This is a genomic window from Neobacillus sp. WH10 (assembly GCF_030123405.1).
GTDB lineage: Bacteria > Bacillota > Bacilli > Bacillales > Cytobacillaceae > Neobacillus.
In genome coordinates this window covers 4,491,902-4,505,813 of record NZ_CP126110.1, presented here as the reverse complement: position 1 = coordinate 4,505,813, position 13,912 = coordinate 4,491,902, and the positions used below count along the sequence as shown (strand labels likewise).

14 protein-coding genes are annotated in these 13,912 nt (G+C 40.1%); 8 read left to right on the top strand and 6 right to left on the bottom strand.

What is annotated here, in order from left to right:
• Positions 1 to 330 precede the first annotated feature (330 nt).
• Positions 331 to 993, top strand: coding sequence for an FMN-dependent NADH-azoreductase (locus tag QNH20_RS22095; protein ID WP_283920086.1), 663 nt, complete (start codon positions 331 to 333; stop codon positions 991 to 993).
• Between the two features lie 339 nt (positions 994 to 1,332).
• Here the strand turns inward: QNH20_RS22095 and QNH20_RS22090 are convergent, their stop codons facing one another.
• Positions 1,333 to 2,115, bottom strand: coding sequence for an undecaprenyl-diphosphate phosphatase (locus QNH20_RS22090; RefSeq protein WP_283920085.1), 783 nt, complete (start codon positions 2,113 to 2,115; stop codon positions 1,333 to 1,335).
• 205 nt (positions 2,116 to 2,320) lie between these two features.
• Between QNH20_RS22090 and QNH20_RS22085 the strand changes: the two genes are divergently transcribed.
• On the top strand, positions 2,321 to 3,079 hold the full coding sequence (locus QNH20_RS22085; RefSeq protein WP_283920084.1) for a DUF4931 domain-containing protein: 759 nt from the start codon (positions 2,321 to 2,323) through the stop codon (positions 3,077 to 3,079).
• Between the two features lie 302 nt (positions 3,080 to 3,381).
• Positions 3,382 to 4,548: an FtsW/RodA/SpoVE family cell cycle protein gene (locus QNH20_RS22080; protein WP_283920083.1), complete on the top strand. Its 1,167-nt coding sequence runs from the start codon at positions 3,382 to 3,384 to the stop codon at positions 4,546 to 4,548.
• A gap of 527 nt (positions 4,549 to 5,075) precedes the next feature.
• On the opposite strand, the gene QNH20_RS22075 is transcribed toward QNH20_RS22080, so the two are convergent.
• The gene (locus QNH20_RS22075; protein WP_283920082.1) at positions 5,076 to 6,041 is read right to left on the bottom strand and encodes an ABC transporter substrate-binding protein; all 966 of its coding nucleotides are present in this window, start codon (positions 6,039 to 6,041) and stop codon (positions 5,076 to 5,078) included.
• 308 nt (positions 6,042 to 6,349) lie between these two features.
• Here QNH20_RS22075 and QNH20_RS22070 point away from each other — a divergent pair, with 308 nt between their 5' ends.
• The 5 genes from QNH20_RS22070 to QNH20_RS22050 all read left to right on the top strand — a co-directional run bounded on the left by QNH20_RS22070 (position 6,350) and on the right by QNH20_RS22050 (position 10,299).
• Positions 6,350 to 7,354: a FecCD family ABC transporter permease gene (locus QNH20_RS22070; RefSeq protein ID WP_283920081.1), complete on the top strand. Its 1,005-nt coding sequence runs from the start codon at positions 6,350 to 6,352 to the stop codon at positions 7,352 to 7,354.
• Complete coding sequence (locus QNH20_RS22065) at positions 7,351 to 8,406, top strand: FecCD family ABC transporter permease (protein ID WP_283920080.1); 1,056 nt, start codon at positions 7,351 to 7,353, stop codon at positions 8,404 to 8,406. Before QNH20_RS22070 ends, QNH20_RS22065 begins: the two co-directional genes overlap by 4 nt.
• 73 nt (positions 8,407 to 8,479) lie before the next feature.
• Entirely contained in the window at positions 8,480 to 9,298 is an 819-nt protein-coding gene (locus tag QNH20_RS22060) for an ABC transporter ATP-binding protein (protein ID WP_283923475.1), read from the top strand.
• Complete coding sequence (gene fhuF, locus QNH20_RS22055) at positions 9,291 to 10,088, top strand: siderophore-iron reductase FhuF (protein WP_283920079.1); 798 nt, start codon at positions 9,291 to 9,293, stop codon at positions 10,086 to 10,088. The genes QNH20_RS22060 and fhuF overlap by 8 nt, the downstream gene beginning before the upstream one ends.
• On the top strand, positions 10,048 to 10,299 hold the full coding sequence (locus QNH20_RS22050) for a DUF2573 family protein (protein ID WP_283920078.1): 252 nt from the start codon (positions 10,048 to 10,050) through the stop codon (positions 10,297 to 10,299). The genes fhuF and QNH20_RS22050 overlap by 41 nt, the downstream gene beginning before the upstream one ends.
• 709 nt (positions 10,300 to 11,008) lie before the next feature.
• On the opposite strand, the gene QNH20_RS22045 is transcribed toward QNH20_RS22050, so the two are convergent.
• The 4 genes from QNH20_RS22045 to QNH20_RS22030 form a co-directional block, all read right to left on the bottom strand.
• Positions 11,009 to 12,169 (bottom strand): IS256 family transposase, encoded by a 1,161-nt coding sequence (locus QNH20_RS22045; protein WP_283918941.1) that lies wholly within the window; start codon positions 12,167 to 12,169, stop codon positions 11,009 to 11,011.
• A gap of 518 nt (positions 12,170 to 12,687) precedes the next feature.
• Positions 12,688 to 13,026 carry a spore coat protein gene (locus QNH20_RS22040; protein WP_283920077.1) on the bottom strand — a complete coding sequence of 113 codons (339 nt, stop codon included), beginning with the start codon at positions 13,024 to 13,026 and terminating at the stop codon, positions 12,688 to 12,690.
• A 219-nt stretch (positions 13,027 to 13,245) separates the two neighbouring features.
• Positions 13,246 to 13,518, bottom strand: coding sequence for a hypothetical protein (locus QNH20_RS22035; protein WP_283920076.1), 273 nt, complete (start codon positions 13,516 to 13,518; stop codon positions 13,246 to 13,248).
• A 220-nt stretch (positions 13,519 to 13,738) separates the two neighbouring features.
• Complete coding sequence (locus tag QNH20_RS22030) at positions 13,739 to 13,870, bottom strand: YuzL family protein (protein ID WP_283920075.1); 132 nt, start codon at positions 13,868 to 13,870, stop codon at positions 13,739 to 13,741.
• Positions 13,871 to 13,912 lie beyond the last annotated feature (42 nt).

Below are 13,912 nucleotides of genomic sequence, written 5' to 3'. Positions count from 1 at the left end.
AATAAGTAATAAGCTTTAAACTTTGAATAGTGTCTAGGTCCTGCATTGGAAAGTGTACATCAAGATGCTCCCTACATAAGTCAACATAGAATCACTAGCGTTTTCAATTTTGTCTAGATTAAGCACCTGTTCAAGTCGCTTAATCTTTTGGATTTTCCTTTATCTCAGTCAGGGTTCTCTAGTGCATACGTCACTAATCGGACGCCTCCGCTTTTCTAATGAATTCACATTTATTTCATAAATTTCACTTATTGTTCAATGGTGAGCAAAGAAGTTTGTTGTAGTATAGTAATTGAAGAAAAAAATTGTGGCTAAAGGGAAGGGATGTTCATGTCAAAACTTTTGTATATTACTGCAAATCCGAAGAATGACATTAAACTATCAAAAGGGATGCAAATTGGGGAAGTTTTTTTAGAAGAGTTTCAAAAGGCACAACCAAATGTCGAAATTGAGCGCTGGCACTTATATAATATGGATATCCCTGATATTGATATGGATCTTTTGTACGCCAGGGCAAAATTATCGTTCATGGGTTATACGAAAGAGCAGTTATCTGAAGTAGAGCGGACAAAGCTTGAAAAAATGCATGACCTTGCTGACCGTTTTATCGCTGCTGATTATTATGTGTTTGTCACACCAATTTGGAATCTCGGTGCTCCATCAATTTTGAAAAAGTTCATTGATAACTTATTTATTGCAGAAAAAACATTTACCAATACAGAATCAGGACCAAAAGGACTGCTTACCGGAAGAAAAGCCATTCACATTCAAACACGCGGAGGCATTTATTCAAGCGGCCCTATGTTTGAATTTGAAATGGGCGACCGTTATTTACAGAAGGTATTTAAATTCCTAGGATTCGAGATCTTTGATACGGTCGTTGCAGAGGGAATGGATCATTTTCCAAAAAAGGTGCCGGAAATTATGGCAAAAGCGAAAGAACAAGCAGCAGATGCAGCAAGAGAAATGGCAAATCAAACTGTTGCACAATAAAGTTCAACTAACCATCAGTTTTTCCCACTGATGGTTAGTTGAACTAATCGGGCATTTACGGGCAGTTGATCCCCCACGCATCCATTTTCCATAAAAGTCTCGAAATGAGGGAGGCTTACTGCCCATTAATGCGGGATAAAAAAGAGAGCGACTCGATGTGTGAGTCGCTTTTTAGTATTCAAATTTGCATAAAATGCTCTTATATCTACAAAAAATTTCTTTTATTTGCGAAAGTTATGGGTTTATTTGCGAACCTAGTAGGTTTATTTGAGAAACTGATGAGTTAATTTGCGAACCTAGTTCATTTATTTGCGAAATCGTCTCGCTTTCAAAATTCAGTTAAAATTTTCCTGTGAATTGAAAAAATAGCACGAGTAATCCTAGTGCCCAAACATATATAGCAAACGGTTTTAAAGAATGGTTCTTCAAATAACCTATCATCCATCTAACAGCGATATAACCGAAGAGGGCAGAGGCAATGATGCCGACAAGCAAGGCAGATAAAGAGATTTCCTCCCCTTGACCGCCGATCAAATCCTTTGTTTGCAGGACAATCGCCCCTGCAATCGCTGGTGTTGATAACAGGAATGAAAAGTAGGCTGCCGTTTCACGGTCTAATTTTCGCCATAAAGCAGCAACAATGGTCATTCCGGACCGAGAAATCGCCGGCATAATCGCAACCGCCTGAAAGGTACCGATGATGAAGGCATCCTTATAGCTGATATCGTCCATTTTCTTATAGCCATTTTTGGCTGAATCAGCGAGCCACAGAAAAATCCCCGTAATTAAAAACTCCCAGCCGATGGTAACACCTGTCTTCGAGATTTCATCAATATAATCTTTAAAGGCAAGTCCAAAAATGACTGCTGGAATTGTCCCTACAATTAATAAAAAGGTTAATTTGCTAAAAGGATTTTTAATAATTTTTATAAATTCATTCTTATAAAAAACAAAGACAGCAAGCAGTGTACCGACATGAAGCATCGTATCGAGCAAAAGACCAGCTTCCTGTAAGCCAAATAAATTTCTTCCTAAATAAAGATGCCCCGTACTGCTAATCGGTAAAAATTCCGTTAACCCTTGGATAATCCCGAGGATAAATGCTTCTAGTTTTGTTAACATAAACTCCCTCTCATTCTCAAATAATGATAAGCCAGTACACTTAAATGATATGCAAAAAACAACCATTTAATGAAATTCAACTCTATTTTAGGATTATTTTACCAGTATGGTCAATGAAAATTTCAGTTGCAAATCAAAATATGTGCAAACCATCCGTCCTCTCCCATAAAATAGAAATATAGCCTTTTTGAAAGGAGATACACGTTTGGAAACTAAACATCTGTATTTTAATACGTCTATCGGTGTCAAAAAGCCGGAAAGTATTCGGAACAAAGAACAGGCCTGCCCGTTTTGCGAAAGAGACAAGCTAATAGACCTCATCGCAGTGGACGGTCCAATTATTCTTTTGAAAAATAAATATCCTGTATTGGAAAATGCCTATCAAACCGTGCTGATTGAAACAGACAATTGCCATGCTGATTTATCAACCTATTCAAAAGACCATCTACATAGATTGATTAGGTTCGGTTTGCGGCATTGGTTGGATATGGAGGAAACTGGAAGGTATCGATCGGTCATTTTTTTCAAAAACCATGGACCATTGTCTGGTGGGTCAATCGCCCATCCCCATATGCAGATTGTCGGTTTACATGACATTGACTATAAAGAGAAGGTATTCCATGAAATGTTCCAGGGAATCATTATTATGGAAGCAGAGGGTGTTCGGTTTACGCTCTCAACAAAGCCGCGTGTTGGGTTTTATGAATTTAATGTCGAGATGCAGGATTCCGGTTATCAGGAGAAGTTTTCGGAATACATGCAGATGGCTGTAAACTATATCCTGAACCATTTTCCGTTCAAGGCGACAAGCTATAATGTGTTTTTTCATCATATTGACGATAAAATTTATGCGAAAATTGTTTCTCGTTTTGTCACAACTCCGCTTTATATCGGATACGGCATTCCACAGGTTCCGAATAACTTGGAGTGGATGGCAGATGAGGTGAGGCGAATCTATTCTTAAGGAAAAGGGGTGGAACGTGTCAAAACAAATCAGTAAATCCAATTGTAATGAGAAAAACACATCTCATGTAACGAATTAAGTGGAGTACTGCTCTGCACACACTTCCTTTTTTAGCCGATAGGAAAGTATAAATTTCCTATCAGGCATAAGGACAACTATGCCTCTGTCTTCTCCCTTTGGGCCTCGCCAATCGGCGAGTTTTCTTTATGTAAATTAAACCATTAGCAGGTTAGAAGTTGAGATTTATTCTTTTTAAAAATATAATGAAGGAATGTACAAGTTTTTAGTAAGGTGGAACCAAGATGACTTTAAAAAACAATACAACTTCTAAACTCGATTATAATCTTGTTTTTATATTGATATTACTTTTCTTAGCGAGCTGTCTAGCACTTTATAGTGCGCAGGCTAGCGGGCAGTACAAGGAGAACTTTTTAGTCAAACAAATTGTTTGGTACGTAGTAGGTACGGGGATTATTGCAGCCGTCATAACCCTCGATTCGGATCAATTAAAAAAGCTCACCTGGTATGCGTACGGGTTTGGTATTTTTCTACTTTGCTTTCTAATAGTTGCTCCACCAAGTATTGCCCCGGTAATCAATGGAGCGAAAAACTGGATTAAGCTTCCAGGGATGTCCTTGCAGCCATCGGAGTTTGTCAAAGTCTTTATTATCCTAGCTCTTGCATGGGTCATCGATAAGCATCACCAAAAAAATCCGGTTAAGTCCGTGCAATCTGATTTTTGGTTGTTAATCAAGATGGGAATCGTAACGATGGTTCCCTTAGCGCTAATCATCAAGCAGGACTTGGGGACTGCACTCGTCTTTCTAGCCATTTTAGTAGGAATGGTTTTTATCTCGGGTATTTCATGGAAAATCCTTGTGCCAATGTTTTCTGCCGGGATTGTCCTGATTGGAACAGTTTTTTATTTTGTCCTTTGGCACCCCGATTTTTTGTCTAAGTATCTTGGGGTAGGCGAATATCAGCTGCGTCGAATTTATTCATGGCTTGATCCTTATAGTTATCAAGGCACTGATGCCTATCAGCTGACAAAATCCTTGCTCGCGATCGGCTCTGGGCAGACAGGCGGCAAAGGGTTCGGTAATCGAGAAGTCTATTTACCTGAAAGTCAAACCGATTTTATTTTTAGCGTTGTCGGTGAAGAATATGGCTTTATTGGAGCAAGTGTATTAATCAGTTTATTTTTCCTATTGATCTACCATATTACAAAAGTTGGCATGGAAACAAAGAATAATTTTTATACGTATATTTGCGTTGGAGTCATCAGCATGATTACCTTCCACGTTTTCCAAAATATCGGAATGACCATCGGAGTCCTGCCGATCACTGGTATTCCACTGCCGTTTATCAGTTACGGCGGGAGCGCGTTAATGGCAAACATGCTCGCGATGGGGCTAATTTTTTCAATTCGCTACCATTATAAAAAATACATGTTTTCAACAACGGCATAATATTGTTTAAAGAGCGAGGTCAGTTCGCTCTTTTTTTGTTGCTTTGAAACGGATTTGGCGGAAAACGAGCGTAGCTTGGCGGAATTAATACAAAAGTTGGCAGAATTATCGCGTATTTTGGCGGAAATCCGGCTCAAGTTGGCGGAAATCTGGCCCAAGTTGGCGGAATCCCAATGCAGGGAGAACATTTTTGTTGCTTTGAAACGGGTTTGGCGGAAAACGAGCGTAGTTCAGCGGAATTAATACAAAAGATGGCGGAAATCCGGCTCAACTTGGCGGAATCCCTAGGCAGGGAGAATCAGCTAATAAAAAAAACGAACTTTGGGTTAGAAATTATAATAAAAAAGGTAATTTTGAATGGAATCGGCGGAAAAAATGCAAAAATTGGCGGGATTAATTCGAAAGTACGCGGAAATAAGCTTCAAACTCGCGGAATAAATCCGGCAATCGGCGGAAATACACACCAAATCGGCGGAATAATTAACAAGGACCACCTGACACGCAGGCGGTCCTTATCACAAATTTTATTATTTCAAAAAGATCTTTTCAATATCATCAAGCATCAGGTTTGCAGCCAGTACGCCGCCGGCAGTATTCCAAATCGTATCGCTCACCTTGTGAACTTCACCTTTCTTAGCTACTTCAAGGTTTTTGAATAGAGGGTCGTTTATCCATTCTTTTTCCAATTCAGAGCTTTTGCCGTCACCAGTTTCGTAAGTGAAATAGAATAGGATGTCTCCATCCATAGCTGGAATTCGTTCTTTTGTAACATTTCTTTCAGCAAAATCATCCACATTTTGACTTTCCGGGCGGGCAAAGCCAAGGTCATTTAAAATAACACCTGAGAATGTATCCTTATGATAAATACGAACCTCGCCACCCATAAAGCGGACCATAGAGACTTTCATATTCTTTTTGTCGCCAAGCTTTTCTTTGATATCAGCAATGCGGGTATCATATTTTTGAATAACTTCATTACCTTTATCTACCTTATTAAGTGCTTTTGCATATAAATTGAAGTTTTCCTTCCAGTCGCCGCGAAGAGTTTCTGCAAATACGGTTGGAGCAATCGCACTTAATTGTTCGTAAATCTTTTCCTGACGCATTTTATTGCCAATAATCAAATCAGGTTTTAGGGCAGCGATCGCTTCCACATTTACTTCACTTTCCATACCAACAACTTTTACGTCTTTCATTTTATCGGCAATATGGTCATACCATGTGTCACCTGCAGCAGGTTTAACCGCACCGACAGGAGTGACTCCCATTGCTAAAAGTGCTTCAATTCCTTCATTCGTAAGAATTACGACTCTTTTTGGGGTACCCTTAATAGTTGTAGATCCCATCGCATGTTCAACGGTATACGATTTTTCTTCCGTTGCTTTTGGCGCTTCTTTCTTGTCAGTTGTTTTCTCCTCTGTACCGCCGCAACCAGCTAATAAGAAAATTGCCATGATGGAGAAGAGAGAGAGTAGAGTTTTTATTGCTTTCATTTTTGTATGTATCCTCCTTAATGGTTGTAAATGATAATCATTTTCAATGACATCCTTATCATAAAATGAAAAGAAGGAGGCTGTCAATCATTAATTGAAAATGATTTTCAAAATCATTTACGAATTAGTGAACAATATCAACTATAAATAGAAACGCTATGATTTTGTGAACTAAAATAATAATTTTACGAATTAGTGAACAGCAATAGATACAGTTGAAAATGATTCTCAAATTCATTGACAATAGTTATCAATTAGAGATAGACTAAATTTATAGAACTAAAAGAAGTTAGAAGGGTTTCAATCACATGCTGTTAAAAAATACATCATCAAAATGGATCGGAATTATTATCGCCGTATTAGTTATGCTGCTGCTAATGTGTGCGAGTGTCATTTTTGGCTATACAGATACGAGCTGGCGGACGGCAATCGATGCTTTTACGCATTATAATGGCTCAAACGAACATATTATTATTCAAACTGTAAGGCTTCCCAGAGCCTTAATAGCGTCGGCGGTAGGGGCAAGCCTGGCAATTGCAGGGGTACTCATGCAGACCTTGACGAAAAATCCTCTTGCATCTCCCGGAATCTTCGGGATCAATGCTGGCGCAGGTTTTGCAGTTGTAACTGCAGTAACTTTATTTTCGGTTAATAATTTACAAGCCTTCAATGGTCTTGCCTTCTTAGGAGCTGCAGTCGCTGCCGTCAGCGTATATGGAATTGGTTCTTTCGGAAGAGAAGGTTTAACACCGATGAAACTCACATTAGCAGGTGCTGCAATAGGAGCGATGTTTTCTTCATTCACTCAAGGACTACTAGTTGTGGATGAAGCCGCACTCGAGCAAGTTCTGTTTTGGCTAGCTGGGTCTGTTCAAGGCCGGAAGCTGGAGACGCTCATTTCGGTTTTACCATTCATCGGGCTTGGCTGGGTTGGTGCCGTTCTGATTGCTGGAAAAATGAATATCCTGTCCATGGGGGAAGATGTCGCGAAAGGACTGGGGCTAAATACCGGTCTTGTTAAAATAGCCATTGGTATCATTGTTATTTTATTAGCCGGGGGTTCCGTAGCAGTGGCAGGGCCAATTGGCTTTGTCGGGATTGTAGTCCCCCATATTACAAGGTCTATCATTGGGATTGATCATCGCTGGGTCATTCCGTTATCTGGTGTTCTTGGTGCTATCCTGTTACTTGCAGCAGATATCGCCGCAAGATATATATTAATGCCTTCAGAAGTACCTGTCGGTGTCATGACGGCCATTATTGGAACTCCATTCTTTATTTACATTGCGAGAAGGGGGTTTAATGGCCGATGAGCAAATATAAAAATTTCCGTCTTTTTAAGGGGAAACTGTCCTTTTTAATCGATCGAAAAGCTGCATTTATTTTTACCATCCTGCTCCTTGTCACATTCATGGTGTTTGTTCTTAGTACTGGTATAGGAGATATGAAAATTAACCCGCTCACCGTGGTAAAAGTTTTATTTGGCGGCGGCCCGGAGATGGAAAAGCTGATTATTACATCCTTCCGTCTGCCAAGAATTATCATCGCCTTAATGGTTGGAATGTCATTAGCTGTAGCGGGCGGGATATTACAAGGAATGATTCGAAATCCGCTCGCCTCACCGGATGTCCTTGGGATTACCGGCGGCGCATCGGTGGCTGTTGTTGGTTTTTTAGCTTTCTTTAGTGATTCAAATAATGCCTTAACCGTCAGCATCGCCTGGTTACCGTTAGCTGCTTTTTTAGGTGCAGGGGTTGTAGCTTTCTTAGTGTACTTCCTTGCATGGAAAAATGGTGTTTCGCCAATTCGACTCGTGTTGATTGGTATTGGGATTTCCACCTTGATGCAGGCATTAACAACATTAATGATGGTCATGGGGCCAATTTATCAGGCGAGCCAAGCGAATATATGGATTACTGGTACAGTTTATGGTTCTAATTGGAAAAACGTAGCAACGCTCGTACCGTGGACCGTTATTTTTCTCATCATTGCCATCGTGGCAGCAAGAACGATAAATATTCAAGAGCTTGGCGATGAAGTTGCCACCGGTTTAGGCGGCAAGATACAAAAACAACGTTTTCTACTATTGATGATCAGCACCGCCTTGATTGGCAGCTCGGTCGCTTTTGCCGGTGGCATTGGCTTTGTCGGATTAATGGCACCTCATATGGCAAGAAGGCTAGTAGGATCGTCCTTTGGCGCGCTGCTGCCGACATCAGCACTGCTGGGAGGCATCCTGGTCATGGTTGCTGATTTAATCGGCCGGACGATGTTTTCACCGTTAGAAGTACCTGCCGGAGTGTTTACTGCCGGAATCGGTGCACCATACTTTATTTACTTACTTTTTAAAACAAGAAACGCTTAAAAAGAAAAAATGCAGGTGAATGTAATTTCGTGCCTGCTGTCTAGATAAATGGCAAAAAGGAGCTGGCAAGATGATGAATGCGATTGAAACGAAAAATTTATCCCTTTCCTACGGAGAGACGCTCATTATTAATGAGTTGGATTTGAAAATTCCAAAGGGTGAAATTACTGTTTTTATCGGGGGAAATGGCTGTGGAAAATCCACTCTCCTTCGTTCCATCGCCCGCCTCCTAAAGCCGAAGTCCGGGGGCGTTTTGCTCGAAGGAAAGGCGATTGCCAAACTTTCAACAAAGGAAATTGCGAAAAAGATGGCAATTCTGCCCCAGTCACCAACTGCTCCGGAAGGGATAACCGTTCTCCAACTCGTCAAACAAGGGCGTTATCCACATCAATCGTGGTTAAAGCAATGGTCAGAGGAAGACGAGAAAAAGGTCAATGATGCTTTAAAAGCTACTCGTTTGGATGAGTTAAAAGAGAGAACGGTTGATTCTCTCTCTGGTGGGCAAAGACAAAGGGCATGGATTGCAATGACCTTGGCACAGGACACTGATATTATCCTTTTAGATGAACCAACAACATACCTAGATATGACTCATCAAATTGAAATACTCGATTTGCTTTTTGAATTAAATGAAAAGAAAAAACGGACGGTTGTCATGGTACTTCACGATCTCAATCTTGCATGCCGTTATGCTCATAATGTGGTTGCCATTAAGGACAAGAAGGTATTTGCTCAAGGGAAGCCAGAGCATATCATCAACTGCAGTCTTGTCAAAAATGTGTTTGGTATGGACTGTGAGGTGACAATGGACCCACTATTTGGGACACCACTTTGCATTCCTTATGGCAAAGGAAGATGTATCCTTAATCAGGCGGTGGCGATGAATGGCTAGTATGCTGACAGAACAGGAAAGGATTCAATTAAAAAAGTTCAGGTTCAATACCAGCTTGGAACATTCAATTAGTCTCGGGGATCTATTGGATGAATCGTTCCTTAAGGCCTTTTTGAAAAATTTAACCCTTGCGATTGGTGCCCCTACAGAAAAAGTTGCCGCATCGATTTTTATCAAACGGTATGCCTTTTTAGCGGTGATGTCGCTCTATGCGATGACCGCTTTGAATAAAAAGCTTCATGTATCGTTGGATAATGTAAAAATGGAGCCAGCCGAACAAGGGAAAGATTGGCTTCCTTCCTTTTCTTTAAAGGATGCCGAAGTGCAAAGCTTGGGTTCTAATGAGAATCGTCCAGAATGGCGCAAAAGTGTTCTAAAAGATCTTTTTGCAAATAACATTTACCCAATGATTTCTCAACTGGAAAAAACAGTCGGTATTTCTAAGTTGATTCTGTGGGAAAATATTGCTGTATATTTATTTTGGCTATATGAAAGTGAACTGAAAGATAGCGACAATGCTAACAGTAAGGACGATTTTCGCTATTTAATTTTAGAAGCAGAAGGACAAATATTTGGTGCCTATAACCTAAACCCGCTGCAAAAATACTTTACTGATAAGACGTATTTGAAAGAACGCGATGAAGAGGTAAGAATTAGAAGAACATGCTGCTTTTCCTATCAGCTCCCGGCAGGTAAGCGCTGCAAAACATGTCCATGTACTCATTTAGGTAATGATGGAAGGTGTCACGATGGAGAAAGTATTTGCGAAGCAGTTCGAAGCTTTACTTGAAAAATACAGTGAACTATTGGTTGGTGAATGCAACGAGGAAACAAAGGAAAAAGTGAAGGCTTGGGCGTTGTACTCTCATATCGCTAAGTCGATGCCGTCATTAATCAACCATTGGAATGCACTATACCCTGAGGCAAGGGAAGAAATGAAGCAAATCGTTCATGAAGTTAAACAATTGAATGAGCAGTATCGGAAATCAATACAGAAGTAAGGTTTATTTTTACCTAGAAAATGCGTAGGAATTCTTAACGGGTTTACGACTAAGGTCTAAAGCATAACAGAACAGCTTACATCTCAGATCTCAGAACTTTTCAGGAACCATCCAGTCCTTCATAAAGTCAATGAAGGCCAAACCTATCAAGAAAACTATCGAAATGGCCTTCATAAGGTCAATGAAAGCCAAAACCCATCAAGAAAACTATAGAAAAGGCCTTTATAAGGTCAATGAAGGCCAAAACATATCAAGAAAAGTATAGAAATGGCCTTCATAAAGTAAATGAAGGCCAAAACCCATCAAGAAAACTATAGAAATGGCCTTCATAAGGTCAATGAAAGCCAAAACCCATCAAGAAAAGTATAGAAATGGCCTTCATAAGGTCAATGAAAGAGTCAAGTCCAGAATATTGTGTAAAAGTGTCTACAATGAAATATCGACATGCTTAAAATTATGATAAGTGGAGTACACTTATTTCGAATTTACATTGAGGGGCGGGCATGATAGCCTGGAGGGCAAGACAGGGGTTGCTAAACTCCTGGCTTCCTGGCTTTACATCATGCCCGCGGAGGCTCAATGTCAATTCGAAATTAGGCCATCCTCCATACCTTAACACTAATTTTCTTCTGCTTTCTATAAGTAGGTAAAGGGGGGGGGTCCAACTTGTTCTCCCTTCGAACCTATCAAAATTTCATGATTACTTTTTTCATACTGCTATTTTTTTATTTGCTTGTTCATCTCCAATGTCCATTAAAACTGCCCCTATTAATCTGAACGCTGATTGTGTATTGGGAAAAATTCGTATAACTTTTTCCCTTCTTCTAACTTCTTGATTCAATCGTTCCAATGAATTTGTACTACGAATATATTTGTGATATTTCGAAGGGTGGTTTAAATATTGAATGGCATCTTCGAAGCCATCTTCCAATGTTTCTATTGCTTTTGTTAATTTTGGATTTTCTCCAAAACTCTTTAGAAACTCCTCTTTGAAATTCCTCGCATCCTCAATTTTTACAGCCTCAAACATTCTTTTTAAGCCTATTTTCACCTCATCCACGTCTTTTTTGGGCAATTGATTAAAGATATTGCGTTTAAAATGTACTGTGCAGCGTTGCCAAGTAGTCCCCACAAATTCTTCGGCAATAGCCTTTTTTAAGCCCTTATGTGCATCTGATATGATCAATTTAGGTGATTGTAGACCGCGTGATTGTAAGTACTGAAAAAATCTTTGCCAGGCCTCAAAGCTTTCAGAGTGGTCTACTTTTAAACCGAGGATTTCCCGCCCATTATGTTCATTAATCGCAGTTGCAATATAAACGGCCTTAGACACTACATGGTGATGTTCCCTTACTTTGATATACATGGCATCCGCAAAAATGTAGGGATAGTATGTTGTATTTAGAGGCCTATTTGCCCATGTGTTAACAATTGGATCGAGCTTTTCTGTTAGGGAAGAAACAAATGATTTTGAAACGCTCTCACCACATAATTGTTGTACTATATTTTTCACCTTTCGAGTGGATACCCCGTTCACCACCATTTCGAGCATTGAAAGAACAAATGCTTGGTCACACCGGGAATATCTTTCAAATACAGAAGGTGAGAACTCTCCGTTACGTGTACGGGGTACTTTCAAGGTTACTTTACCAATACTTAAAAGCAGCTCTCGCTCATAGTAGCCATTTCGGTAGTCCCGACGGTCCGTTGTACGTTCGTAAGTTCCAGCATGTAAATAATCATCACGTTCTTTTTCCATCACTGAATTTAATACAAGGACTATAGATGCTTTGATAACTGCGTCAATATCAGAATTCATTACAGAATCTTTTAAATCGTCAATATTTAGGTTAAACTGAAGTTGAGTCAAAATTAATTCCTCCTCATTGTTTTCGTCGCTGTTAACATTGTAGACAAGAGGTATTAATTTGACTCCTTTTCTTTTTACACAATTATACGGACTTAATCAATGAAAGCCAAAACCCATCAAGAAAACTATAGAAATGGCCTTCACAAGGTCAATGAAGGCCAAAACTTATCAAGAAAACTATAGAAATGGCCTTCACAAGGTCAATGAAGGCCAAAACCCATCAAGAAAACTATAGAAATGGCCTTTATAAGGTCAATGAAGGCCAAAACCCATCAAGAAAACTATAGAAATGGCCTTCACAAGGTCAATGAAGGCCAAAACCAATCAAGAAAACTGGAAAAATGTTCTTCACAAGGTCAATGAAGGCCAAAACTCATCTGGGACAAAACTAAATGTGTAATGTCCTTTGAATTGAGTAATTGAAAACTTGTAAATTGACCAAAGATTTCCTTCGTGTTTTATTTTTGGGCACCCTACACTACATATAACCCTTTATAGAAATCCTCCTGGCTTTTGTCTTATTGAAGTGTCCCGCCTGTCGGAAATTGATTAGTATATCCCTGAAACTGCTGATAGGATTGCTGCAATTTTAGTTGGTCGGCTGCTTCAATTGCGTACCAGCCCTTTCTAAACATTAGGTCATAAATGTCACGCTGGCATTGTTCCGTTTCGGTAAAAATCTTCATAATGTCTTGATATAGCCCTTGGTGGCTTGCTTCATGCAGCGCCATGCTATAAGAGGTGGTCAGATATTTTTCTGTTGTTAGTAAATCAGTGATGAAATCGCGATCATTCATTTGCGGGGTTTTAGGTACCTGTGTTTCCGTGTTTTGAATCTTTTGTTGATTTTGGTTCATTGAAAATACCTCCTTTATTGTCTAGCTCCAGCACCTAGGGGCTCTTAGGTCTACAGCCAAGCAGTCAAAGAAGGTTAAAGAGCAACCTTCTCGCCTGCTCGTCTTATGCCTGGCTACTATCGTACGCATTAAGGGAGACTAATCTCTGGCTTCGTTCCGCTTGCCAATCGATAATTCTTCCTATATCGCCCCTGGGCAAGGCGCTTCCGCTTTTCGTTCCTACTGCATATTGTTTAGCGGCTGTTGCTGATTCGCATGCTGGCCTAAGTGTTGAAGAAGCTGCTGGTAATGACGCTGATGCATTTGTCCGCACTTTTCTGCTTCTGCTTTTATTTCAGGATCCTGGCACTGCTGGGCAAAGAAATGCGCTTTCTTGGCAGACAGTAAATTCCACGACATCATGTCGGTTAAATAAAGCGAATCCTTTGTCGAAATCACTCCTGGGGGCTGCTGCATGTTCATATTTGGCATATTCATACTTTGCTGCTGCATAGTGTACCCTCCTATTTCAAGATATCTTTATGGCATTATGGTTTCTCCCAATGAAACTTTTATACAAAAACAGGAATCAGGCTGAACAAATTAGCCTGATTCTTGTCTAGCTCCATTGCACAGCGGTGAGATAACTTCGATCTTCTACCTGCGAAAAGTCAACGTTGTATCCCTATCGTTCAGTCTATACACCGTAAAAGTTGCGCTTCCACTTTTCTTACTACCTCTTGTATTGATTATTCTGGCTGTTTTTTTTATCCAAGTGAGCTTCTTCGTTGCCTGGCCCGCCATTGCCCTTCACACTAGCGGCACTAACACCTGCTTTTGAAGGATTCTTTTTCATTCTCGCCATCAATATCACCTCAGGAAATAGCATGCCCAAACGGGAAGAATA

Excerpts from the sequence above, each read along its gene's own strand:
- QNH20_RS22095 (WP_283920086.1), top strand. The coding sequence starts at position 331 with ATGTCAAAACTTTTGTATATTACTGCAAATCCGAAGAATGACATTAAA.
- QNH20_RS22090 (WP_283920085.1), bottom strand. The coding sequence starts at position 2,115 with ATGTTAACAAAACTAGAAGCATTTATCCTCGGGATTATCCAAGGGTTA.
- QNH20_RS22080 (WP_283920083.1), top strand. The coding sequence starts at position 3,382 with ATGACTTTAAAAAACAATACAACTTCTAAACTCGATTATAATCTTGTT.
- QNH20_RS22075 (WP_283920082.1), bottom strand. The coding sequence starts at position 6,041 with ATGAAAGCAATAAAAACTCTACTCTCTCTCTTCTCCATCATGGCAATT.
- QNH20_RS22070 (WP_283920081.1), top strand. The coding sequence starts at position 6,350 with ATGCTGTTAAAAAATACATCATCAAAATGGATCGGAATTATTATCGCC.
- QNH20_RS22065 (WP_283920080.1), top strand. The coding sequence starts at position 7,351 with ATGAGCAAATATAAAAATTTCCGTCTTTTTAAGGGGAAACTGTCCTTT.
- QNH20_RS22060 (WP_283923475.1), top strand. The coding sequence starts at position 8,480 with ATGAATGCGATTGAAACGAAAAATTTATCCCTTTCCTACGGAGAGACG.
- fhuF (WP_283920079.1), top strand. The coding sequence starts at position 9,291 with ATGGCTAGTATGCTGACAGAACAGGAAAGGATTCAATTAAAAAAGTTC.
- QNH20_RS22050 (WP_283920078.1), top strand. The coding sequence starts at position 10,048 with ATGGAGAAAGTATTTGCGAAGCAGTTCGAAGCTTTACTTGAAAAATAC.
- QNH20_RS22040 (WP_283920077.1), bottom strand. The coding sequence starts at position 13,026 with ATGAACCAAAATCAACAAAAGATTCAAAACACGGAAACACAGGTACCT.
- QNH20_RS22035 (WP_283920076.1), bottom strand. The coding sequence starts at position 13,518 with ATGCAGCAGCAAAGTATGAATATGCCAAATATGAACATGCAGCAGCCC.
- QNH20_RS22030 (WP_283920075.1), bottom strand. The coding sequence starts at position 13,870 with ATGGCGAGAATGAAAAAGAATCCTTCAAAAGCAGGTGTTAGTGCCGCT.